The organism is Geodermatophilus sp. URMC 60 (genome assembly GCF_053502585.1).
The window spans coordinates 2,521,747-2,547,551 of sequence record NZ_CP199958.1 but is presented as its reverse complement, the minus strand read 5'-3'; the positions used below and the strand labels follow the sequence as shown (position 1 = coordinate 2,547,551).

Sequence of the window (25,805 nt, the reverse complement as noted above, 5' to 3'; positions counted from 1 at the left end):
GGGTCCGCCTCCGGACGCGGCGGGTCACCGCTCGCTCCCCGGGACGGTGCCGACCTGCGGTGCGTCCGCAGGGGCTGGACGCGGCGAGGGCGGCGGTGCGATCAGCCCCGGCGGTGGGGCGTGCTGCCGGTGCACGGGCCCGGCGGGCTCCGAGCGGGCCCGGTGCACGCCCAGCGCCACGAGCAGTGCCCCGACGACGGCCAGCACCCCGCCGGCGGCGAGCAGCCCGGCCCACAGCCAGCGGAGCGCGGGCACGGTCACGCCTGCGCGCGCGTCGACGTCCACGCCGGCCGAGCCGTCGGCCCGCATCACCACGACCGTCCAGTCCCCGTCCGACGGCGTCCACTGCAGCGCCTGGGTGCCCGGCCCCTGCACCTGGGCGACCCAGAAGTCCTCGTCCCCGGGGAGGGACGCCGGTGCTCCGCCGCGGATCCCCGTGGCGGTGCCGAGGCCGCCGTCCGGGCCGAGCTCGCCGACCCGCCCGTGTCCGACCCCGGCCAGGTACCGGTCGACGTCGGCGGCGCGGGCGACGCCCACGAAGACGTCGGTCGAGGGCTCGACCGTGGTGACCTCGACGCGGACGTCGCCGATCACGTCGTCGACCACCCACTCCTCCCCCGCGGTGTCCAGGGTGATGTCGTCGGTGGTCAGCGCGTACCCGGCGGTCGCGAGGTCGTCGGTCTCCGACCACACGTAGCCGTCCTCGCGCTGGGTGGTGTCGGCCCACGCCAGCCCGGCGCCGCCGATGAGCGGGCCCGTGGCCGCCAGGAGCAGCGTCGCGCCGACGACCACGGCGAGCACCGGGCCCGCCCTCCAGCCGCTCCACGGTTGCCGACCCGGGTGCCCGCGGACAGCCGTCGGTGGGGTCCCGGTCGAGGGCTGCGGCACCGGACCGTGCGGGCCCACCGGGCGCGTGCCGGGATCGGTGCCGCCCATGTCCATCCGGAACGGCGGATACCGGTCGGTCATCAGCGCGACGTAGGCCGCGACCCGCAGCACCCACCGGTCCATGCCGAGCACGAAGTCGTAGAGCGGGGTGGGGTACCGGCCGGTGAACAACAGCACGATCGCGGCCACCAGCACCAGCAGCCCGACCAGCCCGCCGGCCCCCCAGCTGTCGTCCCACCGCACGTCGTCCGCGGGCGACGTGCTGATCCACAGGCCGCCGCCGGCGAAGACCGCGATCACCAGCCAGTGCGGGATGGCCAGCAACCACGACTTGACCAGCACCAGCCCCCGGGAGAGCCGCTCCGGGTACGGGACGTCGAGCCGGGCCGGGTAGTCCGGCACGTCGGCCAGGGTGAACGGCGGGTACCGGTCGGTCCCCAGGGCGGCGTACCCGTAGTAGTGCACCCGCCAGCTCCAGCGGAGCACCCCGACGTCGAAGTCGAAGAGCGCCCGCGGGTAGCGCCCGGTGAACAGGATCGCGAACCAGGCGACCACCGTGAGCACGGTGAACGCGATCCAGAGGAACGCCAGCACGACGAAGTGCGGGATGAGCAGGAACCACTTGACCAACCACAGCCAGCGCGAGAGCGGCGCGTCCAGCGACGCGTCGACCCGCACCGGGTAGGGCGGATGGGTCTCGGTCACGGGTGTCCACCTCCGCTTCGCCCACTCCGTCCGCGCGGTCGTGCCGGCCGGTGGTGGGATGTCCCGAGCCTCCGGCGGCTCCCTCGGTGCCGGACACCGCCATGAGTCCACGGGACGGCGGGACGGAGGTCCCTCGCCCACGGGCAGCGTGCGGCACCAGGCACGGCGACCGTGGCGGCCGTCCGCAGGATCCGGTCCTGGCTCGGGCAGTCCGGCAGCACCCCGCACGGCGGTCGGCCGTCACCCCGGGCGACGGCCCCGGTCCGACAGGAGCACGACGGGGGCGTCCCGGTCGACGCGCACCCGGGGGAACTCGCGGACGTAGGCCTCGAAGGCCTCGGCATGGCCGACGTCACCGGGAACGAGCCGTCGTGCACCACGGCGCTCGTCCCTCCCGCGCAGGAGCACCTGCACCTCCTGCGGCGAGGAGCCGAAGTTGCGCCACCAGCTCTTGGCAGCGTGGTCCTTGACCAGGACCACGAGATCGGCTCCCGAGAGCGCGGCCATGACCGGCAGCGGCCGCGAGCTGGTGCAGAGCGTCGGGGCGGCGTTGTTCAACCTGCGCGTCGCCCTGTCGGCGCGCGGGTGGGCCGTGGCGGTGGACCGCGTCCCGGCGACCCGGACCTGCTCGCGGTGGTGCGCGCCGTCGAGGGCGCGCCCGACGTCCCCCTCGCCGAGTACGACGCGGCCATCCCCCTCCGGCGGACCAACCGGCGCCCGCTGAGCGGCGACCCCGTCCCGGCCGACCTGCTCCGCGAGCTCGTCGACCTCGCCGCTGCGGAGGCGACGGTGCTGGTGCCCGTGTCCCGGGAGGACCACCGCCGCCTGGTCGCCCGGCTGACCCAGCAGGCCGACGAGCTGCAGGACGCCGATCGCGCCTACCAGGCCGGGATCCGGCACTGGACGACCCGGCCGACGGAGGAGGGCGACGGCGTGCCGGTGTGCTCGGTCCCCCGCGTGGACGGCCCGTCCCGCGACGACCTGCCGCAGGGGGACTTCGACACCCGGGGCGAGGGCAGGCTGCCCGCGGACACCGGTGACAGCGCCGAGCGCACGCTGGTGCTGCTGGCCACCCGCACCGACCTCCCGCTCGACTGGCTCCGGTGCGGCGAGGCGCTGCAGCACGTGCTGCTCGAGCTGACCCGGCACGGGTGGGTGGCCAGCCCGGTCACGCAGGCCGTCGAGGTCCCGCTCACCCGCACCCAGCTCCGGGCGGCCCTGACCTGGGACGCCCACCCCCAGGTGCTGCTGAGGATCGGGCACGCCGACGACCCCGTGGCGGCTCCGCGCCGGCCCGCGACGACGTCGTCCGCAACAGCACCCGGCCTCCCGAGCCGTGTCGTACCCAGGCGGTCCCGACACCGACGGGCTGGCCGCCAGGACGGCGAGAGGCCCGGTCAGCGCACCACCTGGTGTCCGACGGCCGCGGGGGGACGACGTGGCTGTGACATCGCGCTTCCTCCCCCTCGTCGCGCCCGTGGACGGCTCGCCGGACGTGCTGCCCGCCGAGGGGTCGCGGACGGCCCTGTTCGTCCCGAGCACGTCCTCCGGCTCCTGCGCGCGTCGCAGCGACCCAGGACACCGGGCCGCACCACGGCGTCGGGAGTGCGGGCGATGACGCCGGCGCGGCCGCGCGTGCTCGTGACGGCGGCGAGCAGGCACGGGTCCACCCACGAGATCGCCGACGCGCTGGCCCGCGGGCTGCAGGAGGCCGCCGGGGACCGGGGCCTCACCGCGGCGACCCTGCACGCGGAGAACCGCCCGGACCCGTCCGCGTTCGACGCCGTCGTCCTCGGCAGCGGGGTCTACGGCGGCAGCTGGCTCGAGCCGGCCCGGGAGCTCGCCCACCGGCACGCCGCCGTCCTGCGGGCCCGGCCGCTGTGGTTGTTCTCCAGCGGCCCCATCGGGGAGCCGCCGTTCCCGCCGGACGAGCCGTACGACACCGCCACCCTGACCGCGCTGCTCGCCCCCCCGTGGCCACCGCGTGTTTCCCGGGCGGCTGGAGCCGACGCTGCTGAGCGCTCCGGAACGAGCCGTGGTGACGGCGATGCGGGCACCGGTCGGCGACTTCCGGGACTGGGACGCCGTTCGACGTTGGGCGACCGAGATCGCGACGACGCTCACCGGTGCGGTCTCCCCGACGCCGCGGTCGACGCGGTGACGCGGCGCCGGCGACGGACAGCAGCAGCCCGGCGGCGCGACGGTGGCGGCCCGCCCGGGGCGGCCGGGCGGTCCTGACGTCGGGAGCGGGCCCGTCGGTGGGGCGGGACGTGGCGGTCATGGGCTGCTCCTCGGTCTGCCGGAGGACGGTCACCCCGTTGCGACCAGGCTGTCCCCGGGGTGCCGCCCACCGGCAGACCGACGGTCCCGAGGCCGGCGGACGTCGGACCCCGGCTGGCACCTGGTCATCCACCGAGATGGACCTCGGACCCTGTGGACGCCCCGCGGGCGCCGTCCACGGTGGGGTGTCACGGAACGCCGGGCGGCAGGGAGCCGACGTCATGACCGAACCGCACCTGGTCCTGCGCACGCAGTCCCCGGCGCCGGGGGCGACGGGTGCGTCGCTGCCGGTGGTCACCGGGCTGGACGACCCGCGCTCGGTGGACCTGGCCCGCGCCGGTGGCAAGGGCGCGAGCCTCGCCCGACTCCGCCAGGCCGGCCTGCCGGTGCCGGACGGGTTCGTCGTCGGGGCGGACTCCTACCGGCGCTTCGTCGTCGCCACCGGCCTCGCCCCGCTCGTCGAACAGGTCACGGCAGACCTCGGCACCCGAGGCGTCGACGGGACGGCGGCCGCCTCGACCAGGCTGCGGGCCGCCTTCGAGGCGGCGCCGGTGCCCGAGGACCTCGCGGGCCCCATCGTCGCGGCCTGGCGCCGCCTGGGCGGGGGCGCGGTGGCCGTGCGCTCCTCGGCCACCACGGAGGACCTGCCGGGAGCCAGCTCCGCCGGCCAGCAGGACACCGTCCTGGACGTCACCGGCGACGAGCAGGTGCTGGACGCCGTCCGGCAGTGCTGGTCGTCGCTGTGGACGGCGCGGGCCCTGGCCTACCGCACCCGCCAGGGGGCCTCGCACACCGAGGCCGCCGTGGCCGTCGTCGTCCAGCGGATGGTGCCCGCGGACGTCGCCGGGGTGCTGTTCACCGCCGACCCGCTGACCGGGCGCCGCGACCGCGTCGTGGTCGAGGCCGTGCGCGGGCTGGGGGACGCTCTGGTGAGCGGCCGGGTGAACCCGCAGCGGTGGGTCCTGGACGCCGGCACGCGCACCGTCCTGGACGGACCCGACGGCGCCGCCCGGCACCTGCTGGACCCCGAGCGCCTGCGTGAACTGGCCGGACTCGGCCTGGCCGCCGCCACGCTGTCCGGCGGACCCCAGGACGTGGAGTGGGCCACCATCGGTGAGCGCTGCTGGCTCCTGCAGTCCCGGCCGATCACCACACTGTTCCCCCTGCCCCCCGGCCCACCGGCGGGACCGGGGTTGCGCGTGTACATCCCGCTGACCCTCGCCGCTCAGGGGATCAGCGAGCCCATGACCCCGGCAGGCAACGCCGTGTTCGCCGGGCTCGCCACGGCGGTCTCGTCCCTGTGGTCCCTCGGCCGCCGCCGGCCGCACGGGCTCCCGCCGTGGGTGACCCTGGTGGCCGGACGCCTCTTCTACGACATCACCCCGCTCCTGGCCTCCCCACGCCTGGGCCGGCGCCTGGCCGACCGGATGGCGCTGAAGGACCCCGCGACCTCGGCGGCGCTCCGGGAGTGGTCGGACCGGGAGGGCACCCGGCTGACTGGGTCCCGCGGCCCGGCGATCCCGGTCGGCTTGTCGGTGTGGGTGGGCCGTGAGGTCCCCGGGCTGCTGGCGGCGGCCGCCGCCCCCGACCGCGCCCGACGGAGACTGCTCGCCCGCGCGGAGGACCAGGTCGCCCGGCTGCACCGGGAGGCCGCAGCGCTGTCCGGGCCGCGGGAACAGGTGGAGTTCGTCCTCGGGACCCTGCCGCAGCGCACCCTCGACGTGGCCTGGGCCCAGCTGCCGCCCGTGTACGTGGGCCTGCTCGCCGGCGCGCTGGCCGACTGGCTGTGCCAGCGGTGGCTGGGCTCCTCGGCCGGGCTCGAGCCGGTGCGCCGCTGGCTTCCCCACGACCCGACGCTCGCCATGGGCACCGCCCTGGCCCGGCTGGCACGGACCTGCTGCGAGGCGGGCGTCGAGCCGTCACGGGACGATCCCGGCATGGCCGGGTTCCTGGCCACCTTCGGGCACCGGGCCCCGGACCGGGAGATCGACCTCGGGCTGCCGCGCCTGCGGGACGACCCGTCCTACGTGGTGCAGCTCGTCCGCGGCTACCTCGCCGCCGGCGACCCCGCCGAGCTGCTCGCCCGGCAGGAACGGGGTGCCGAACAGGCCGGGGCGGCCTCCCGGGACCTGGTCGCGGCGGTGCGCCGCGCCCGCGGCCGGGTCCGGGCTCGGCTGCTGCGCGCGGTGCTCGTCCGGTACCGGGCCCTCGGCGGGCTGCGGGAGCGGCCCAAGTTCGACCTCGTGCGGGTGCTCGCCCTCGGTCGCGAACTCCTGCAGCGGGTCGGTGCCGCCCTCGTCACGGCCGGGCGTCTCGACGACGCCGATGACGTCTTCTTCCTCGACCCGGCCGACCTGCGCGCCGGGGTGGAGGGCACGGCGCCGGACCTGCCCGAACGCGCCGACCGCCGGCGTCGGGAGTACGAGCGGGAGCTCGGCCGGCGGGCCGTCCCGCTGGTCCTGACCAGCGACGGCGAGACGGTGTACGCACCGGCCGCACGCGCGGGGGGAGCGCCCGGCGCCCTCGTCGGCACCGGGGTGTCACCAGGGGTGCACGAGGGCGTCGTGCGGGTCCTCGACTCCCCCGTGGGCGCCGCGCTGGCTCCCGGTGAGGTGCTCGTCGCCGCCAGCACCGATCCCGGCTGGACGCCGCTGTTCCACCTCGCCGGCGCCCTGGTGATGGAGCTCGGCGGCGTCGTCTCCCACGGGGCGATCGTGGCCCGGGAGTACGGCATCCCCGCCGTGGCCAGCGTGCCCGACGCGACCCGGCGGCTGCGCACCGGCCAGCGCGTGCGGGTCGACGGTGGCGCCGGCACCGTCACCGTCGTGGACGGCACCTGAGCCCTCGAGGAACTCCCGGACCGGCACGGGCCTGGGACTGACGGACCGCTCCGAGGACGGCCCGTCGGCCCGCGCAGGTGCACCTCCTCCCCCAGCGCCTCCGGGCGGCGGTCCCCACGACCTCGAGGAACCGCACCGCTGATCTGCTCCGCGAGACGGTGTGCGACTCCGTCGCGTCCACGAGCGACGGCCCTGGCATTAGTACCCCCCAGGGGTATATGCTCCGGGTCGCCGGGATGACCGGACACCGTGGGGAGCAGGTCATGTCGATGCAGCAGCGAACGGTCGTGCTCGAGGTCGCCGGAGCGCACTGGGCGACGGAGAAGGCGGTCGCCGAGAAGGTGCTCGGACGGCGCCCCGGCGTACTGGGCGTCGAGTCCAACCCCGTGAACCAGACCGCCACGGTCACCTACGACCCGGCACGGACCTCGGTGTCCGACCTGTCCACGTGGGTCCGCGAGTGCGGCTACCACTGCGCCGGGCAGTCGGTGCCCCAGCACGTGTGCGACCCCGCCACGGAGCCGCACGGCCACGACGGCCACCGGCCGGCCGCGGACGCCGCGGACGCCGCGGACGCCGGCGAGGCCCACCACGGGGAGGCCGGCCACGGCGGCCACGAGGCGGGACACCGCGGGCACGGGGGGATGACGCCGCAGGACGCGATGGGCCACGGCGGCCACCACGCCGGCATGTCCATGGACGACATGGCCCGCGACATGCGCAACCGGTTCCTGGTGGCGGCGCTGCTGTCGGTCCCGATCCTGCTGTGGTCGCCGATCGGCCGGGAGGTGCTGGGCTTTTCCACGCCGGCGCCGTTCGGGCTGCGTGACGACGTCTTCTCGCTGCTCCTGTCGCTGCCGGTCATCGGCTACAGCGCCTGGATCTTCTTCGACGGCGCCTGGCGGGCGCTGCGCGCGAGGACGCTGGACATGATGGTGCTGGTCGCCGTCGCGGTCGGCGCGGGCTGGGGCTACAGCCTGGTGATCACGCTGACCGGGGGCGGCGAGGTCTTCTACGAGGCCGCCACCGTGCTCACCGCCTTCGTGCTGCTCGGGCACTGGTTCGAGATGCGCGCCCGTGGCGGCGCCAACGACGCCATCCGCACCCTGCTGGAGCTCGCACCGCCGCGCGCGGTGGTGCTGCGCGAGGGGCAGCCGGTGGAGGTGCCCACCGCCGAGGTCGTGGTCGGCGACCTGCTGCTCGTCCGGCCGGGCGCGAAGATCCCCGTCGACGGCGTGGTCGAGGACGGCGACTCCGAGGTCGACGAGTCGATGGTGACCGGCGAGAGCCTGCCGGTGCACAAGGCGGGCGGAGACGCGGTGATCGGCGCCTCGGTGAACACCACCGGCACGCTGCGGGTGCGGGCGACGAAAGTCGGCGCCGACACCGCGCTGGCGCAGATCGTCCAGATGGTGCAGCAGGCGCAGAACTCGAAGGCGCCCGGGCAGCGGCTGGCCGACCGGGCGGCGTTCTGGCTGGTGCTCGTCGCGCTCGTCGGCGGCGGCCTCACCCTGGCCGTGTGGCTGCTGGCCGGGGCGACCTTCGCCATGGCTATGCTGTTCGCGATCACCGTCGTGGTGATCACCTGCCCGGACGCGCTGGGCCTGGCCACCCCCACGGCGATCATGGTCGGCACCGGGCTGGGCGCGCGCCGGGGGGTGCTGTTCAAGAACGCCACCGCGCTGGAGTCCTCGGCCCGGATCGACACGGTGGTGATGGACAAGACCGGCACCCTGACGAAGGGCGAGCCGGAGGTCACCGACGTCGTCGTCGACGGGATGGAGCGCGACGACGTCCTGGCGCTGGCCGCCGCCGTGGAGCGGGAGTCCGAGCACCCGCTGGCCGCCGCCGTCGCCCGGCACGCCGACGCCGTCGGCGTGCCGGCGCTGGCCGCCGGCGGCTTCCGCAACGTCCCCGGTCACGGGGCGTCCGCCGAGGTCGCCGGACGCCGGGTCCTGGTCGGCAACGCCACGCTGATGGCCGACGAGGGCGTCGACCTCGGCACGTTGGGCGCGCGCCGGGACGAGCTGGCCAGCAGCGGCCGCACCGCCGTCCTGGTCGCGGTCGACCGGCGTGCCGTCGGTGTGGTCGCGCTGGCCGATGCCCCGCGGGAGACCTCGGCCGCGGCCGTGGCCGCGCTGCACGAGGCCGGCGTCGAGGTGGTCATGCTCAGCGGCGACAACGAGGCCACCGCTCGGCGGATCGCCGGTCAACTGGGCATCGACACCGTCATCGCCGAGGTCCTCCCCGGCGACAAGGCCGCGAAGATCGCCGAGCTGCAGCGGGCGGGCAAGCGGGTCGCGATGGTCGGCGACGGGGTGAACGACGCCCCGGCGCTGGCGCAGGCCGACCTGGGCATCGCCATCGGCGCCGGTACCGACGTCGCCATCGAGACCGCCGACGTCGTCCTCATGCGCTCCGATCCGCTCGACGTCCCCACCGCCCTGACCATCGGCCGAGGGACGCTGCGCAAGATGCGGCAGAACCTGGCGTGGGCCATCGGCTACAACGCCATCGCGCTGCCGATCGCCGCCGGCGTGTTCGAGCCCGCCTTCGGACTCGTCCTGCGGCCGGAGATCGCCGCCCTGTCGATGTCGGGGTCGAGCTTCCTGGTCGCGGTCAACGCGCTGCTGCTCAAGCGGCTCCGGCTGCCCGCCCCGGACACGCCTGCGGCGACCACCGCCGTGGCGCCCGAGCCGGAGCCGGTGTCCCGCTGAGCTCGGCACCGAGCCCTCCCCGGCGGCCGCCGGGGAGGGCTCGCGGCCTCGGAAAGGGGAGTGGGGACATGGCAGGGCGAGGCCGGACGGCGGTGCTGCTGCTGTTCGCGGCCCTCGTCACGCACGGGGTGCGGTGCGGCTCGGCCGCCGATGACGCGTGTGGTCAGCCGACGGCCGGCTCGTCCACCCGTCCGCGGTCGGCGGCCACGAGGACGCCGACCCCGAACACCAGGATGACGACCTGGAAGGCCGGTACGGCGATCCGCTGGATCCCGCTGTCCAGGCCGCTGTAGCCCATGTCCACCCCGACCGCCACCGAGAGGCCCCCGGCCAGCACGGCGATCCAGCCCACCCAGGCGGACAGCACGTGCGTGGTCAGGATCGCCGCCCCGAACAGCAGCAGAGCCCCGCCCAGCAGCAGGCGGAAGTAGCTCTGCGCGCCCCACTCGGTCCACCGCACGATCTCCGCGTCGGCGAACCGGACGGCCTCTTCGGGCCCGTCGGCGGCAACCCAGGCGTCGACGGCCTGCTTGAGGGTGATCCCATCGACGGCCTGCAGTACCGCCCAGACCGCGGCCGTGGCCACGGTCAGCCCTGCGGCGAACGCCGACAACCCGGGCGCCCGCGACCGCAGCACCCGGTGCAGGACGATCAACCCGCCCAGGGCGGCCAGGACTCCGACGAACTGGGCGAAGTGGACCCACTCCCACGAGTCGCTCGCGGCGTACTCCGTAAAGATCACCTCGTGGACGTCCTCGTCCCCGCCCGGATGGAACAACACCGTCACGGCAGTCGCGAGGACGAATCCGCCGAGCAACAGGGCACCGCTCTCCCTCAGGAGCTGACGGTCCCCCCGAGTGCCGGTCGCCGATGTCATGGCTGCCCCTTCCGCCGAGCGGCGGTGGTGGGGCGATCGTAGCGACGCACGGATCGCACGGGACCTGCCCGGCCTCCGCTGCCTCGGAACGACGACCGGCACCCCTGCCCGATGACGCGCGGACGGAGCCTGGCCGGCTGCACGGTAGTTCACCGAGGAGAGATGGATGCGCAGGTCAGCCGGGTCCTCGATCACCGGACGTCATCGGGTGTCGCTGGCTGAGGAGGGCGGTTGTCGGCCGTGAGTCGGTCGCGTCGTCCGGTAACGGCCATCCTCCGGTCCGCACGACGTGCTGACCACCGACCGAGCGGCGAACGGATGGCGACCGACCGGCCCGACCCGGGCGAGTTCCTCGAGCCGGCGCAGCGGATGCTGCGCCGGCCGTCCGGCGATCCGGGCGGCGACCTGCCCGTGCTCGTCTCCACCGCTGCTCCAGGCGTAGCCAGTCGCGGACCAACCGGGTCACGATGTGCCGGTCGATCCGGTCGGTGTCGTTACCGTCTCCCGCTTGAGGTTCGCTCGGGCACCGCAACGGACTTCCACGAGGAGGCACGCAGGATGGCACGCCGAGGCGGTGTGATCGCCCTCGCCATTCCTGCGGCCTGACCGCTTCTCCACGTCGATCGAGTGAGGGGGAGCACCTGCGACTGGCCGCCGAGCTGCAGCCACCGGCCGACAGTTGCTCACTGCGCTCATGACCCGGGTCACCAGCTGAGCGCTCCGCCGCCATCCCCGGAGGGTGGCCGAGGCGCCGGAGAGAAGAGGTAGCGATGCAGATCTCGTGTGCGCTCCCCACGACCTCGGACACGCCCGACAAGATCGCCGTCGCCGAGCGGATCGGCTACCAGCGGGCGTGGATCTATGACACTCCCCAGCAGAGTCCGGACGTCTGGATGTCCCTGGCCCTGGCGGCCGAGCGGACCGAGAGGATCGGCATCGGACCGGGCGTGCTGGTGCCGAGTCTGCGGCACCCGATGGTCAACGCGGCCGCGACCGCCACCCTGTGCGACCTGGCACCCGGCCGGGTCGCGGTGGCCTTCGGCACCGGGTTCACCGGCCGGCGTGGTATGGGCTATGGCGCGCTCACCTGGGCGTTCATGGACGCCTACATCCGTGCCTATCGAGGGCTGCTGAGCGGCCAGGTGATCGAGTGGGAGGGAGCGCGGATGCAGATGCTCCACCCCGACGGCCATGCCCCCGAGCGTCCCGTGGAGGTGCAGATCCTGATCAGCGCCCTCGGCCCCAAGGGCAACGTGGTGACCAAGGAGCTCGGCGACGGACTCTTCTCCACGCTGCAGGTGCCGGACTTCGCCGGCGACTACTCCTGGTCGGCGTACCTGGCGTGGGGCACGGTGCTCGACGACGACGAGTCGGACGACTCCGACCATGCCCGGGCGGCCGGTGGGCCGGGTTGGGCGCTGTCGCTGCACGGCGCCTTCGAGTTCGGCGGGCCGGACGCCGTACGCGAGCTGCCCGGCGGTGCGCAGTGGCTCGAGGTGGTCGAGCGGATGCCGGAGGGCGAGCGGCACCTCGCCGTGCACCTCCAGCACTGCGTCGGCCTCAACGACGCGGACGACGCCGCTTGGGATGCCGGAGGCAACGTGACACTGCGCGACGTCACTCTCAGCGGCGACCGGGCGCAGGTACGCAGCAAGCTCGCGCAGCTCGGCGCCGCAGGGATCACCGAGATCGTCTATCAGCCCTGCGGACCCGAGATCGACCGCGAGCTGGAGCGCTTCTATGACGTGGCGTCCGATCCCGCGGGCGCCAGGAAGGTGGACGCATGAGCGAGCACCGCACGATCGTCGACGGCCTGACCTACCTGGAGTGCCCACGCTGGCACGAGGGCCGCATCTGGTTCTCCGACTTCTACACCGACGCCGTCTACTCGGCGGCCGCCGACGGTGACGACCTGCGGGTCGAGGTGGAGGTGCCGCAGCAACCGTCCGGGATCGGGTGGCTGCCCGACGGCCGGCTGCTGATCGTCTCGATGCGGGACGCCAGGCTCGTGACGGTCGAGCAAGACGGCAGCCTCAGCGAGTACGCCGACCTCTCGCGCCACGTGGGCGGCTATCCCAACGACATGGTCATCCACCCCAGCGGGCGGGCCTATGTCGGCGAGTTCGGCTTCGACCTGATGGCCGGGGCGCCGGTCCAGGCGGCTCGGCTGTTGTGCGTTGAGCCCGACGGGACGGTGCGCGTCGTCGCCGAGGAGATGCTCTTCCCGAACGGCAGCGTGATCACCGACGACGGTGGGCTGCTGGTCTGCGAGACCTTCGGCAACCGGGTGACCGCGTTCGACATCGGTGAGGACGGCAGCCTCGGCAACCGGCGCGCATTCGCCGAGTTCGGCCCGGCGCCGACCGAGCGCGACCTGGAGCCGGCGCTGGCACAGCTCGTGGTCGGGCCGGACGGCTGCGGCCTCGACGCCGAGGGCGCGCTGTGGGTGGCCGACGCGATCGGCGGCCGGGCGATCCGGGTCCTCGAGGGCGGCACCATCGAGCGGTCGGTCCAGCCGGGCACCGGGGTCTTCGCCTGCATGCTCGGCGGCGACGACGGACGCACGCTCTTCCTGTGCGCCGCCCCGGACTTCCACGAGGAGGCTCGCAAGAACGCCCGCGAGGGCCGGCTGCTGGCCGTCGACGTCGACGTTCCGCACGCCGGCCTGCCCTGAGTCACCACTCACGCCGAACACCGGGGTGGCGCCGGGAGGTCTTCCGGGCGCCACGCTGGTGTTCGGCGGTTCGGGGCTGGCCTCGACCGCCCCGACCTCGGGAAGTCACGGCCGCAGCCCGGGCCCGTGGTCGAGGACGGCTTGCGGGATGCCGGCCCGAGGCGGACGCGGGCCAGGGATGAGCACGGCCTCGACGACGGCGTTGACATACCCGCGGGTGATGTGGTCATGGGCACCGCGACGGCGCGGGGCCCGGCAGCATCCGGCCGACCTGCTCGTGTCCAGCGACCGGCCCGGTGATACCGGCCCGGCGACCCCAGGGAGCGGTCACACGGGCAGTGTGAGCGCCGGGTCGAACCCGTCCGGTGGGGCCGCCGCCACCGCTGCTGCGTCCCGGCGGGCCGGCTCAGGCTCGGGCCCGTAGAGCACGGTGAGGACCTTCTCCATCGACTCGATGCGGCGTTGCCGCTCCCGCGGGTCGAGGGGACCGTGCCCGCCGTGTCCCTCGTGCCCGCCGTGTCCCTCGTGCCCGCCGTGTCCCTCGTGCTCACCGTGTCCCTCGTGCCCGCCGTGCCCGTCATGGCGGGTGGGCGATCGGGGTTCGGCGGGCCCGCCCGGATGGCCGCTGGTGAAGTCGTCCGGCCACACCCACGGGTCGGCGACCTGTACCCAGCGGCCCGGGGCGAACCACGACACGTCGCCGCACTGCCGGCGGACCACCTCGCCCGGGTGGATCCGCTCATGGGCCTCGTACCAGTCGTTGATCCGGTCGTCGATCCAGCCGTGCAACCGCCAGAACACCGGATGCACGTGCGAGGAGTAGAACTCCAGCAGCGTGTCGTAGCGGGGCGAGTCCCACTTCGCGGAGACCTGGGGGGTGATGGGCCGCCCCAGCGGCAGCGCGGCATTCGTGTCCGGGTCACGCGGCAGCGACGACCAGCGGATGTGCATGTCGTTGTGAACGCTGAACTCCAGCAGCGCGCCGAGCTCACCCAGCGTCAGGGTGGCCAGGTAGGTCGGGTCCTTGTACTGCTGGTCCCACCAACGCATCCGGCTCCAGTAGAACTCGTCGCTCTTGACGGCCGCGATCCGCCGCTCGAACATCGGGTCCTGCGGGATCGCCCATGCGGGCGGCACCTCGTTGCCGGGGCGGCTGTCTCCCGGCTGCGGGATCTCCACCCAGATGACCGGCGGCAGTCCGGCCGCGTCCATCAACGTGCGATAGGCAACGATCATCTCGCGGTGGAAGTACAGGAAGTCCTCGCCGCTGCCGTTGGTGATGTGAGGGCGCTTGTACGCACCGTTGGCGTACTGGCGCGCGGGGCGGGCCGGCCGCCAGCCCAGCTCCTCGATGGCGGCCTGCTTGCCGGGGGAGGTGTTGTCCCACGTGTTGCGCAGCCCGTGCCAGACCGCGTGGTGCAGTCGGTGCAAACGGTCGGCGAAGTGCGTCACGACGGTCTCCGGCAGCCGGTACGCGTCGACGGGCCGGTCCCGGGACACCGCAACGAAGGAAGCGCTGTATCCGGCCGGGCGCCGCGGCTCGTGCGGCACGGTCCGCAGGACGGTGCCGACGATCGCCGGGCGTTGGGCGTCTCCGTCCGGCCAGGACGGCGCCAGGTACCCCACGTAGTCGTACATCCACTCCGCGGTCGGCGTGCCGTCCACGCCGGTGGCGCGCAGTCGCACTGTCGGCGGATCGGCGTCCTGCACCGTGCCGGACATGGCGAGGTAGGCGTCCCCGAACGCCAACCGGCCGCTCACCAGGTCCGGGCCGACCTCCTCCAGGGTCAGCACCGCCTCGGCCAGGCGGATGTCATCGAAGCTGTCGACCACCTCGGGCTTGTTGTGGAAACTGCGGTACGTCCATGCTCCGGTGAACGGGTTGGGTGTCATGGCGTAGGTCCACTCCGTCGATCGTGGTTCGGCCGGTGCGCGCGGACGGCGCATCCGAGGCGGGCGGCCGCCTGCGCGTACCCGGCGCCGGACACTGCGGTGAGCACGAACTCGCACCGGGCCCGATACGCCGGCCGCCCGCCGTCGCCCTCGGGCACCGGCTCCGGCCCAACCACCAGATCAGGATCGAAGAGGACGTCGTCGTGCACGTGCTCGTCGCGCAGCAGTCCGATCTCGGTGGTCAACGGCGTGTAGCCGGGGGCGGAGAGCCTGACGTGCAGGTGCTCGACCCGGTTGCACGAGGCGTCGGGCACCGGGCGGTAGTTGGCCGGCAGAACCGTGCGCAGCCGGAAGCAGTCCTCGGCGTCGGCGCGCAGGCGGCCGCGGCAGCGACACTCATCTGCCGCCGGCGGGTCGTCCGGGTCATCGTTGTCGTAGCGGCCCAGGTCGTCGGCGTGCCACACCTCGAGCTCGGCGCCGGGCAGCGGCTGGCAGTTCGCGCCGGGGACGGTGCCCTCGACGGTCAAGACCGGACCCTGGCTGTCGGCGGGGTACAGGTCGGAGCAGTGCCTGGCCGGTGGAACGACCTTTCCACGTGGTCGTCGGTGGGTGGGCAGCCGTCCGCCGCCGCGGCCGGCTGTTCCTGTGGCTGCCGGTCCGGGGACGGGGCGGCCAGCGCCGGCGTCGTGGTGAGCGTGTCGACCGGGTCGACGCGTCCGTGCCCCCAGTCGATGCGCCACTCATCGCTGAACCCCGGTGCCGGCTTCGCCGCCCTGACGAGAAGGCCACGGATCTGGGCGGCAGTCAGCGTGGGGTTCTTCTGCAGCATGCAGGCGACGACACCTGCCACGTACGGCGCCGACATGCTGGTGCCGGTCGAGCGCGTGTACGGCGTCCGATCGGCCTGGTCGGTACGCCACATCGCCTTGGCGGCCAGGATGTCCACACCCGGCGCCGCCAGGGTCGGGGCGCGCCGCCCGTCGCGGGTCGGACCGAAGCTCGTGGAGTCGGCGAGCGTGGTGGTCAACGTGTCGTAGTTGGACACAGTGATCGCGAACCGGGCCGACTGGATGCTGCCGAGGGTCTTGCGCCGCACATACGACCCGCCGAGGAAACTCGACATCCGCGCCGGGGTGCGCATGCTGTCACGCTCGATCCAGGCGTCGAAGGTTCCTTCGCGGGCCACCCGCGCGGTCAGCCGCAGCTGCCAGGCGCCCGCCTCGATCGGCTGGGTGTTCGAGCCGATCACGATCACGTTGAGTTGGTTGTCGCCGTTGAGGGGCGAGCACACCACGCTGGACTGATACACCCGGGTCGTCGAGCCCGGGATCTCGGTGATGGTGGACTCGCCGGGCGCGACCGTCGGAAGTCGCCGCCCGTCGGGCAGGACGACCTCCAGCTCGAACAGGTCCCGGCTGCTGTACCAGACCTCCACCTCGTTCGGAGACCGGTCATTGGGTAGCACCCGCCAATACAGCACCGTGGGGTCGGCGGGGCCGACCCGACCCTCGGAGTGGGTGCGGTTGAATCGTTCGTGGTGCTCGTTGCCCAGCGCCAGGACCACCGCCCGGCCCCGGACGCCGAGCAACCGGTCGATCCACTGCTCGACCAGCGTGGAGCCGTCGTGTGGCCCGGAGTTGGTGCCCATGCTCAGGTTCACCACGGCGGGCCGGCCCCGTGCGCTGGCCTGGTCGAAGATGTACTTGACCGCTTCGGCCAGGTGCACCGAGTCGCCGAATCCGCCGACGATGTTCACGTCGCTGGTGTCGGGCTGCACGAAGATGAGATCGGCGTCGGGAGCCATCCCTTTGATGCCCGCCTGCGGGTCGCCGCGACCGTTGCCGGCAGCAATGCCGAGCACGTGTGTGCCGTGCGCGGCGAGCTCGGGCGGTTCCACGCCAAGAGCGGCAAACGGATCGGGTTCGCGCAGGGCGGCGTTGATTTGCTCGTTGGTGAACTCCACGCCGGTGCGGTATCCGGCCGGCGGCTGCCGCCCGGGGCCGGGCTTGGCGGATTGGTCCCACAACCGCAGCAGGCGGCTGTTGCCGGCGTCGTCGCGGAAGTCGTCGTGGGTGACGTCGCAACCCCAGTCGATGATCCCGACGATGACCCCTTTGCCGGTGTGCGTCAGCGGACCCGACGGAATGTCCAGGGTGACCCCAGGTGCCAATTCTCCGCCGGGTTCGGGGTCGCGGTGTGCGCTGAGCAGCGGCGCGGCCTGTTCGACGAACAGCACGTCAGGGTGATCCGCGAGTGCCTGCAGACCCTCCGGGGTGGCGTCGGCGGTCAGCAGGTCACCCAGCCGCGAGCGTGGTGTGACGCCGGTGATGCCGAGTCCGCCCGGACGGTTTGCGGCAGCGTCGGTCAGTTGGACGAACACGCGGACGGTGACCGGTGCGGTGACCGCCTCCGCCGAGTCGGTGAGGAGGCCGACGCGGTGGCGGGCCATTTCCCGCGCGTATTGTCGCTCAGGGTCGCTCATCTTGATCAGGCAGTCGAGCCGCGGATCGAGGTTCACCTGACTCCTCCTCAGTGGCGATCTGGACGAAGTGACCAGCCATCGGCACAGCCAGGCCTGCCCTGGCCCGTTCTCGTGCCCCCAAGGTGGCTGTGACGGCATCACCGCGTCATCACCGAAACGTCAAACCGCTGTGCCGGAGGTCGAAGACCCTCAAGGGGCGGTGATTCGACGAAGGCGGGCGCCCACTGCGGGTGCCGCCGCGGCTGCTGCGCACCGGCAGGGGCGGCCTGATCAGCGCCCACGGAGTCGTCCCGGTAGCGGGTGGCTGCGCAGATCAGGTGGACACGCCGACGGCCGGCAGTTGCGGGGAGTCAGTGCAGGACCCCGGTAGGAGTGGCGTCTTCTCACGGATCGCTTCGCCACCGGGAATCCCGCTGTGCCCGGTCGTGCCACCTGCACCGCCGCGCTGGCGGTCTCCGCGAACACCGTGCAGTGCGTGTCGGGACTGCCGGCCGCCGAGCGACGCCGACGAGGTACCCGAGGTCGGCGGCGGGCGCGGGGCTGTCACTGATAGGCGGCGCTGGGGTCTTGGACGCCTTCATCAATCCGGTCAGGTCCTCGGGTACCGGGCACAACATCCTCGACGAGCACGGCATCGTGCGCCGAGGAGTCGGAGCAGCCGTCATGGCAGCCGACGACGAGCTTCCGTGCAGCTGCTCCCTGCTCGAACATGACCAGCGTCATGCCGGCTGACTGGCAGACCGCGACGACGAGCCGCAAGACCGCGATCCGCACCCTCCAGGCGAGGTCCACCGAGACCACCTCCCGTCGAGTGGCCGACTTCTGGGTGAGCGGGTCGGTCCACCTGCCGGTCGACGCCTCCGACCGTGACAGCACCGCCTGCGAGACGGCAGAGGCAAAGAGCTCACCGGACAGGACCTGGTGATCCGTCACAGCGGTCCTCGACGTGATCGATGATGTCGGCCTCCCGGTGCCCGACGGCTTGGGAGGTGTTCGCGACCGTGGCAGGACGCGCTGGACACCGGAAGCGAAGCAGAGGGACAGCGGCAATCGGCTGGACTGGCCGGACTGCGTAGGGACAGTTGGCGCTACCGAGCCGGTCTCATCACCCGGACGGCGGCACATCACGCCAGCCGGCTCAGGAGGATCGGCAGATGCAGCCTCGAGCGATGGCGCCCTTGAGGGTGGCGTGGCAGAACCGGAGCCCCATCGAGTCGTGGCGGGCCACCGGGTGCGGACACACAGCGCAATCTGCGGCTTCCAGCGGTTGGGGTGCGTTATCAGCGAGCTGCTGCATCCGCTCGACAGGGGACCTGGCGTCGGGGGTGGCGCTCGTCGCGCGTGCCCGTGCGAGGGGGGTCATGGCGGCCGCCTGACTCCGCCGTGAAGAGGCGGGTAGAGGAACGTCGGATCCGGCACCGCATCGAAGCTGCGCAGAGGCGGACCGACACCGTCACGCTACGCCCACCCTGCCACAGGCCACGCTCCGGAAGCGGCCCATCGAATGCACCGCACCGCCCATCAGTCCCGGCGTGCCGACGATGCGGGACGCTCCACCGTGTAGGCGAGTTGCTCGAGCACCGCGGCGGCCGCCTCCGGGTCGTCGCGCACCGTTCGCCGCAGCTCCGGCGTCCCGGGTCCGGACCTCGCGAGCCGGCCGCGGCGGTCACGCAACGGGACCGGCCACAGCGCTTGGATGGCGGCGTTCAGCTGTGCCCCCAAGATGATCGCAAACGCGATGAAGAAGGTGGCCAGCAGGAACGCGATGGGCGCGGCCAGCGCGCCGTAGGTGTATCCGCTGCCGGTGATCCAGTCGAGGTACAGCCGCAGTCCGGTCGACCCGGCGAGGAAGACGAGCGCGGCGAGCATCGCCCCGGGTAGTCCGCGGTACCACGGGGGCTTGAGCGGCAACGCCACCCTGTACAGCGTCGTGAGCACCAGCAACAGCACAACGCCGAGCACTGGGTGGTAGAGCGTGTCGAAGGCTGTGCCCGCGCCGCGTTGCCAAGAGGCGGGCAGCACCGGCAGCACCCGCTCGGGTCCGAGCGCGAGGAGCGGCAGGACGAGGATCCCGGTGACGAGGCTGACGAGGTACAGGAGCACCGACAGGATTCGTTGCCAGACGAGGTTGCGCACCTCGTACTGGTCGTACGCGCGGGTGATGGCGTCGACGAACGAGGCCATCGCCGATGAGCCGGACCAGAACGAGAGGACGAACCCGACCGAGATGACCTCTGCACGGGCGGTGCCGAGGACGTCGGCGACGGTCGGGACGATGATCTCCTCGAGGGCGTTGCGGCTGAACACCCCGCCAGTGAGTTCGATGATCCACTGCTGAACCGCTGCGACGGTGTCGGGCCCGAATGCGCCGCCGACGTAGCCGAGAATGCCGAAGAGGCCGAGGAGCAACGGCGGCAGTGAGAGCGTCTGCCAGAACGCCGCCGCTGCTGACTCGGTGAAGATGTCGTCGGTCCAGGCGTTGCCCATCGTGCGCATCAGCAGCCGGCGGGCGGCGCTGCGCCGCAACGCGGGCGCGGGCGCGGGGATCGTGGACTCAGCGCCGTTGCCTGTCCCGTCGCTGCGCTTCTCCGGCATCGTCCCAGCATGCGCGCGCCACCAGCAGTCGTCCCCAACCCGCTCGCCGGTCACAACTGCGGGCGGTGCCTGTCCGCCGATCCACCACGGTGGCCGCTCGCCGGAACTCCGGGGCCTGCCCCCGGCTCGACCAGTTCGCGCAGCACCTGCGGGGAAGGGGCTGTCATCCCGCGCTGGAGCCACCGGTGACCTGCCGCCCGGTGTTGTAGCTCGCCGTGGGCGGTCTTCTGCGGGCTGGACTATGACGCGATCAGTCGGAGTGCACCAGCCACCACCATGCGCCGAGTGCGTTGTGGCCGGCGCCGAACACCTCGACCCCGGCCGCGGTGAAGGAGCGCAGGCGCCGGTGCGCGCGCTCGTCCGTGGGGGGCAGCACGAAGGTCGTCTCGGCCTGGTTGAACTCCCGGGCGACCGCCTGCATCCACAGCACCTGCTGCGGCTCGGGTGCGTCGACGCCGGCCAGGTCGACGACGGCCACGGGGTTGCCGGTGAGCGGATCGGTGCCGAAGACGTCGACGATCGCGAAGGGCACGCCGGCTCCGACGTCGCCGCTTGAGGCACGCGCCGCATGACGGGCAGGGGCGGCCATGTCCACCTCCTCCGTCACTGCCCGGCGAGCCAGGAGTCGAACGTCGTGGACCCCAGCCGCGCCGTCGGCTCGGGGAGGAGCACCTCGCCTGCCGCCTCCACGCCGAAGGGACCGTCGCGCCAGCTCGGCACCAAGCGGGTGTGGTCCCCGCGGGTGGTGAGGATGCGCCGCGCCATGTCGACGAAGTCGTGCGGCTCCGGCCCCGCGAGGTCCCGAGTCCGGCCACGTGGCGGACCGGTGGCCACCTCTGCGAGCACGGCGGCGACGTCGTGGACAGCCACGGGTTGCACCAGCAGCGGCGGGATCGTCGCGGCCCCCTGCCTGGCGGGCCAGCTCACGACCATGGCAGGGAGCTCGAAGAACTGCGTCGCGCGCTGAATGGTCCATGGCACGGGCCCCCGCTCCACCAGGGCCTCCTGTCGCCGCTTGCCGTGGTAGTGGCCGTTGCCGCGGATCCGGTCGAGCCCCACGATCGACACGATGACGTGGTGGCGGACGCCGGCACGCTCCTCGGCCGTGAGGAGGTTGCCGGTGGCGGATGCGAAGAACGACTCGGCCCCCGCCCGATCGGCAGCGACCGTGTTCGTCACGTCCACCACTGCTTCGACGCCGTCCAGGGCTGCGTCGAGGCCTTCTCCGGTGCTGAGGTCCACGCCCGTCGAGCGGGACACCGGGACGACGACATGGCCTCCGTGCTCCAAGGCGCTGACCGTCGACGCCCCCACCAGGCCAGTCGCGCCGACCACCGCGATCCGCATCGCACGCCGTCCTCTCTGTTTCGGTTCAGCTGTCGTCGAAGGGCTGCGCGTGACGGAGCCGACCCCTGAGCTCCGGGCGGTAGCAGGTCAAGGTGCACGCCTGGAAGAAGGTGCACGCCTGGAAGTACGTGGCCCACTCGGCCTCGACGCCGACCTCGGCCACCGGGGTCACCTCCCATGTCCTCCGCAAGACCGTGGCCACCCTCATGGACCAGGCCGGGCATCCCCCGCGCCACCGCCGACCAGCCCGGCCACGCCAACACCTCCATGACCACCGACGTCTCCCTCGGCCGCACGGGATCTCCGGTGTGCGCAACGGGCGGAACGCGGCCCGCACCTCGGCGGAGAAGAGCTCCGGCTCCTCCCGGGCGGCGAAGTGGCCGCCCCTGTCGACCTCGTTGAAGTAGGCGAGGCCTGGGTAGACCGCCTCGACCCAGCTGCGCGGGGCAGCGAAGACTTCGCCGGGGAAGGTGGTGAAGCCGACCGGAACCGCCATCGGCGGAGGAGCCTGGCCGGCCGCCTGGGCCTGCCTGGTCTCCCAGTACCACCGGGCGGACGAGGCGCCGGTGCCGGTGCCGATGAGCCAGTTCAGCGTGATGTTGTCGAGGATGTGGTCCCGGGTGAGGTTGCCCGTCGGCTGCCCGTCGACGAATGCGCGGGACATCTTGTAGTAGGCGTCCGTGTCGTGGTCGAGCATCCAGGCCGCCAGCCCGACGGGTGAGTTCAGCAGGGAGTAGCCGATCGTCTGCGGCCGGGTGGACTGCTCCAGGAAGTAGCCGAAACCCTCGGCCAGGAACGTCTCGATCGCTTTCTGCGCGGCGCGTTCCTGCTCGGTGTCCTTCGGCAGTTGGGGCAACAGAGGGAGCACCCCGTCGAGCAGGGTGACGTGGATGCCGAGCAGTCCTTCGGGTGCTTGGCGTCCCATCGCATCGGTCACGTCGCTGCCCACATCGCCACCCTGGGCGACGTAGCGGATGTAGCCGAGGCGGTTCATCAGCTCCGCCCACGCGCGCGCGATGCGGCCGTTCTCCCAGCCGAGCTCGGTGGGCTCGCCCGAGAAGCCATAGCCGGGCAGGGACGGCAGCACCAGGTGGAAGGCGTCCTCGGCGCGGCCGCCGTGCGCGGTGGGGTCGGTGAGCGGTCCGACGGTCTCCAGCAGTTCGATGACCGAGCCGGGCCAGCCGTGCGTCATGATCAACGGCAACGCGCGCTCGTGCCGTGACCTGACGTGGATGAAGTGGATGTCCACCCCGTCGATCTCGGTGGTGAACTGCGGCAGCGCGTTCAGCCTCGCCTCGACCCGGCGCATGTCGTAGTCGGTGGTCCAGTAGCGGGCGAGCGCCTGCATCGTCGCCAGCTGCACGCCCTGCGAGCGGTCCTCGACCAGCTCCCGGGACGGCCAGCGCGTCGCGGCGAGGCGACGGCGCAGGTCGGCCAGCGCCTCCTCCGGGACCTCCACGTGGAACGGACGGATGCCGGCTCGTTGTTGGCACCCCGAGTCACGCACGGCTCTCAGCAGGAACTGTCAAGGGCCGATGGACCCCCGCTCCGCCCCTGCCCGGCGGGTGGGAGCCTCGGTGGGTCCGGCGCGGCGTGATCAACCGAGCGAGGGCATGGCGCCCTCGGCGAGCTTGGCCCTCGGCACCTTCCTCAGATCCGGAGCTCGACCCCCGAACCAGCTCGCTCCCCACTCAGGCTTCCCGCGACCGGGCGATCGGTGCGTCCGGGCGACAGGAAGGGGATCTCGTGGGAAGGCCACCGCTGGCCGTGGGGACCTTCGGGAAAATCCACTTCGAGGGGCTCGGGAAGCACCGCGTGCAGGCCGCCGCCAGCTTCCGCGACTCCGACGGTCGACGGCGTCAGGTCCTGCGCACCGGCCCCACCCGCGCGCAGGCCGAGCGGCGGCTGCGCGAAGCCCTCCGCGACCGCGCCACCGCCGGCTCCCCTCCCCTGCCGGCCGACAGCCGGCTCAGCGCCATGGCAACCCTGTGGCTCGCCGACGTCGACGCCAGCGAACTAGCCTCCGGCACCACGCGCCTGTACCGCTTCGTCGTCCATTCCTACGTCCTGCCCGCCGTCGGTGAGCTGCGGCTGCGCGAACTCACCGTCTCCGCCGTCGACCGGCTGCTCGCCACCGTCCACGCCGACCACGGCCCGGCCGCAGCCAAATTCACCCGCAGCGTGCTGTCGGGCATTCTCGGGCTTGCTGTGCGCCACGGATTGCTGCCCACCAACCCCGTGCGCGACGCGACAGCCAGACGCACCGGTCGCAACTCGAGGCGTCCCCGTGCGTTGAGCGTCGCCGACGTCGACCTCCTGCGTGCCCGGCTGGCGGCCAACGCCGCCGCGGTTCGCCGGGACCAGCCCGGGCTCGTCGACCTTCTCCTCGGCACTGGCTTACGCATCGGTGAGGCCTGCGCCCTCCGCCCCGCCAACGTCGACCTCGCCGCCGGCACAGTGACCGTCACGGGCACCGTCATCCGTCAGCCCGGTCGAGGCTTGCCCATCCAGGACGTGCCCAAGACCGGCGCCGGGCGACGCACCATCCCAATCCCGCCAGGGACCGTTGAGCTGCTCCGCCGCCGCCTCGCCGCCCTGCCGCCACACGACCGCGACCCGGTGGTGTTCCCTAGCCCGAACGGACACCTGCGCGACCCCAACAACACCAGCGGCGACCTCCGCCAGCCCCAGGACCGCCGCGGTCATCCGCCGGACTCTCTAGGGCCCCGCAGTCCGAGCCTTCTCCGGCGACTCACACTGCCGGGTGTCCACGCGACGGAAGTCACTCCCCTGACCGGCGCTCCGGCAGCGTCTCGTGGAGCTGGCCAGGTCCGTGTCCGCAGCCCATCGAGGTCTCACCCAGCGCTGTCACGCACCACAAAGTCACGGGCTTCTTGCGACTCGGGAGAATTTTGGTTGCGGCCCGGAGGCATCCACGAGCCGCTGACCTGCGGCGTTGCTCCCCCGATTGGACTCGAACCAATAACCCTGCGATTGCCGGGTAGAGCCTTACCGTGGTTTACCGCAGGTAGCCGTACTTGCCCCTGACGTGCGCGGATGTAGTGCTCAGGGTGGTCCGTGTCATACCGTGACGCCCCACCGCCATCCGCTGTTTATCAGGGGTAGATCATGGGCAGGCCCGGTCTGGCACTCGGCACGGCAGGCAAGATCCGCGTGCACGCCACGCCGTCCGGGCATCGCGCCGTCGCTTGGTACCGCGACTACGACGGCAAGTGCCGGCAGGTCGAGCGACACGCGAAGACCAAGGCTGCTGCGCAGGCGGCGCTGCGGCTTGCCCTACGCGACCGTGCCCGCCTTAATGTCGACGGGGACATCACTCCGGACACGCGAGTGGACGTTCTGGCGGAAGCGTGGTTCTCCGGTCTCGAAAACCTCAGTCCTACGACGCTGCAGGCATACCGCAAGCGCCTCGACCAACAGATCCTCCCTGGGCTGGGCAACCTCCGGGTGCGAGAGCTCAGCGTGGGCACGGTGGAGCGGCACCTGCGCCTCGTCTCCGACAAGCACGGCCCGGCCATGGGAAAGATGACGAAGAGCGTCCTGAGCGGCATCTGCGGATTAGCCGCTCGTCATGACGCGTTGGACCGCAACCCCGTCCGCGACACCGGCAGTCTCAAGGCCCCGACCAAGAAGGCGCCGAAGGCGCTCACCGCAGACGAGGCCCGCAAGCTCCTGGCACAGCTCGACGCCGACGAGACAGCCCGCAGTCGGGGCATGCCGGACCTCGTGGCGTTCATGCTCGCCAGCGGCTGTCGCATCGGCGAAGCCGCAGCCGTGACCTGGGGCGACCTCGACCTCGACGCCGGCACCGCGGACGTCAGGGCGACGATCGTCCGGGTGACCGGGCAGGGCCTCATCCGCAAGAGCAACAAGACCGCCTCCGGCGCCCGCACGCTCCTGCTCCCGCCTTGGTGTGTCGAGAGGTTGCGGAGCAGGGCTGCCCGTCCGAGCGCTTCGGGACAGGGTGCAGGAGCAGAGGGACCGGTGTTCGCCGCGCCGCTCGGGCGCTGGCGCGATCCCTCCAACACGCAGGCCGACCTGCGAGCCGCCTTCTCCGACGCCGGTTTCGGCCACGTCACCAGCCACGTGCTCCGCAAGACGACGGCTACGGTGCTCGACCACGCCGGCCTGTCCGCCCGTGCCATCGCCGATCAACTGGGCCACGCCAACCCGAGCCTCACCCAGGACGTCTACCTCGGTCGCCAGGTCGCCTCCACCGGCGCCGCGGCGGCGCTCGAAGCACTACGACCCACGGGCTCCGCCCAGTGGCTGGACGACGGTCGAGACTGAGAGGGCCGGGCGCGCTACGGCATCGATCGCGTCATGCGCACGACCGACGCGGGGCATCGGGTGGGTTCTTGTACGCAGGAGGCGACCGCATCCTCGGGTTCTTGACACGACACCGCATGCGGTGACGAGACGACGGCCCCGCAGTGGTCCTCCGGTGCAGCTCCGGTTCGCGCATAGTCCGCAGCGCAGAGCTGGA

General features: G+C 72.8%; 19 protein-coding genes. 7 read left to right on the top strand and 12 right to left on the bottom strand.

The features are described 5' to 3' along the window. Window positions 1-24: 24 nt before the first annotated feature. Window positions 25-1,593: a DUF4389 domain-containing protein gene (locus ACWIX3_RS12235; RefSeq protein ID WP_448612337.1), complete on the bottom strand. Its 1,569-nt coding sequence runs from the start codon at window positions 1,591-1,593 to the stop codon at window positions 25-27. Window positions 1,594-1,833: 240 nt separating this feature from the next. Beyond that, window positions 1,834-2,100 carry a hypothetical protein gene (locus ACWIX3_RS12230; RefSeq protein WP_448612336.1) on the bottom strand — a complete coding sequence of 89 codons (267 nt, stop codon included), beginning with the start codon at window positions 2,098-2,100 and terminating at the stop codon, window positions 1,834-1,836. Between the two features lie 129 nt (window positions 2,101-2,229). Here ACWIX3_RS12230 and ACWIX3_RS12225 point away from each other — a divergent pair, with 129 nt between their 5' ends. The 3 genes from ACWIX3_RS12225 (at window position 2,230) to ACWIX3_RS12215 (ending at window position 9,430) form a co-directional block, all read left to right on the top strand. After that, on the top strand, window positions 2,230-3,831 hold the full coding sequence (locus tag ACWIX3_RS12225) for a flavodoxin domain-containing protein (protein WP_448612335.1): 1,602 nt from the start codon (window positions 2,230-2,232) through the stop codon (window positions 3,829-3,831). A 263-nt stretch (window positions 3,832-4,094) separates the two neighbouring features. Then, window positions 4,095-6,713: a PEP/pyruvate-binding domain-containing protein gene (locus ACWIX3_RS12220; RefSeq protein ID WP_448612334.1), complete on the top strand. Its 2,619-nt coding sequence runs from the start codon at window positions 4,095-4,097 to the stop codon at window positions 6,711-6,713. Between the two features lie 236 nt (window positions 6,714-6,949). Beyond that, window positions 6,950-9,430, top strand: a complete 2,481-nt coding sequence (locus tag ACWIX3_RS12215; protein WP_448612333.1) for a heavy metal translocating P-type ATPase — start codon at window positions 6,950-6,952, stop codon at window positions 9,428-9,430. A 163-nt stretch (window positions 9,431-9,593) separates the two neighbouring features. Here the strand turns inward: ACWIX3_RS12215 and ACWIX3_RS12210 are convergent, their stop codons facing one another. Beyond that, window positions 9,594-10,217: a hypothetical protein gene (locus tag ACWIX3_RS12210; RefSeq protein WP_448612332.1), complete on the bottom strand. Its 624-nt coding sequence runs from the start codon at window positions 10,215-10,217 to the stop codon at window positions 9,594-9,596. 860 nt (window positions 10,218-11,077) lie between these two features. Between ACWIX3_RS12210 and ACWIX3_RS12205 the strand changes: the two genes are divergently transcribed. Together ACWIX3_RS12205 and ACWIX3_RS12200 are read left to right on the top strand one after the other, a co-directional pair. Then, entirely contained in the window at window positions 11,078-12,094 is a 1,017-nt protein-coding gene (locus ACWIX3_RS12205; RefSeq protein ID WP_448612331.1) for an LLM class flavin-dependent oxidoreductase, read from the top strand. Next, entirely contained in the window at window positions 12,091-12,981 is an 891-nt protein-coding gene (locus ACWIX3_RS12200) for an SMP-30/gluconolactonase/LRE family protein (protein ID WP_448612330.1), read from the top strand. The genes ACWIX3_RS12205 and ACWIX3_RS12200 overlap by 4 nt, the downstream gene beginning before the upstream one ends. Before the next feature lie 327 nt (window positions 12,982-13,308). Here ACWIX3_RS12200 and ACWIX3_RS12195 read toward each other — a convergent pair whose 3' ends face one another. The 9 genes from ACWIX3_RS12195 to ACWIX3_RS12155 all read right to left on the bottom strand — a co-directional run bounded on the left by ACWIX3_RS12195 (window position 13,309) and on the right by ACWIX3_RS12155 (window position 22,805). Next, entirely contained in the window at window positions 13,309-14,874 is a 1,566-nt protein-coding gene (locus ACWIX3_RS12195) for a hypothetical protein (protein ID WP_448612329.1), read from the bottom strand. Continuing rightward, window positions 14,871-15,401: a dioxygenase family protein gene (locus ACWIX3_RS12190; protein ID WP_448612328.1), complete on the bottom strand. Its 531-nt coding sequence runs from the start codon at window positions 15,399-15,401 to the stop codon at window positions 14,871-14,873. The genes ACWIX3_RS12195 and ACWIX3_RS12190 overlap by 4 nt, the downstream gene beginning before the upstream one ends. Beyond that, on the bottom strand, window positions 15,398-17,392 hold the full coding sequence (locus ACWIX3_RS12185; protein WP_448612327.1) for a S8 family peptidase: 1,995 nt from the start codon (window positions 17,390-17,392) through the stop codon (window positions 15,398-15,400). The genes ACWIX3_RS12190 and ACWIX3_RS12185 overlap by 4 nt, the downstream gene beginning before the upstream one ends. A 507-nt stretch (window positions 17,393-17,899) precedes the next feature. Next, window positions 17,900-18,289 (bottom strand): hypothetical protein, encoded by a 390-nt coding sequence (locus ACWIX3_RS12180; RefSeq protein ID WP_448612326.1) that lies wholly within the window; start codon window positions 18,287-18,289, stop codon window positions 17,900-17,902. Between the two features lie 205 nt (window positions 18,290-18,494). Then, the gene (locus ACWIX3_RS12175; protein ID WP_448612325.1) at window positions 18,495-18,653 is read right to left on the bottom strand and encodes an RGCVC family protein; all 159 of its coding nucleotides are present in this window, start codon (window positions 18,651-18,653) and stop codon (window positions 18,495-18,497) included. Between the two features lie 224 nt (window positions 18,654-18,877). Then, entirely contained in the window at window positions 18,878-20,005 is a 1,128-nt protein-coding gene (locus ACWIX3_RS12170) for a YihY/virulence factor BrkB family protein (RefSeq protein WP_448612324.1), read from the bottom strand. A gap of 196 nt (window positions 20,006-20,201) precedes the next feature. Further along, a complete protein-coding gene (locus ACWIX3_RS12165) occupies window positions 20,202-20,540 on the bottom strand; it encodes a PhzF family phenazine biosynthesis protein (RefSeq protein WP_448612323.1) in 339 nt (112 codons plus the stop codon). Window positions 20,541-20,554: 14 nt separating this feature from the next. Then, a complete protein-coding gene (locus ACWIX3_RS12160) occupies window positions 20,555-21,298 on the bottom strand; it encodes an SDR family oxidoreductase (protein WP_448612322.1) in 744 nt (247 codons plus the stop codon). A 25-nt stretch (window positions 21,299-21,323) separates the two neighbouring features. Then, window positions 21,324-22,805 (bottom strand): epoxide hydrolase family protein, encoded by a 1,482-nt coding sequence (locus tag ACWIX3_RS12155; RefSeq protein WP_448612321.1) that lies wholly within the window; start codon window positions 22,803-22,805, stop codon window positions 21,324-21,326. Window positions 22,806-23,065: 260 nt separating this feature from the next. Here ACWIX3_RS12155 and ACWIX3_RS12150 point away from each other — a divergent pair, with 260 nt between their 5' ends. Then, window positions 23,066-24,346 carry a site-specific integrase gene (locus tag ACWIX3_RS12150; RefSeq protein WP_448612320.1) on the top strand — a complete coding sequence of 427 codons (1,281 nt, stop codon included), beginning with the start codon at window positions 23,066-23,068 and terminating at the stop codon, window positions 24,344-24,346. Window positions 24,347-24,427: 81 nt separating this feature from the next. Next, window positions 24,428-25,609, top strand: coding sequence for a site-specific integrase (locus ACWIX3_RS12145; RefSeq protein WP_448612319.1), 1,182 nt, complete (start codon window positions 24,428-24,430; stop codon window positions 25,607-25,609). Window positions 25,610-25,805 lie beyond the last annotated feature (196 nt).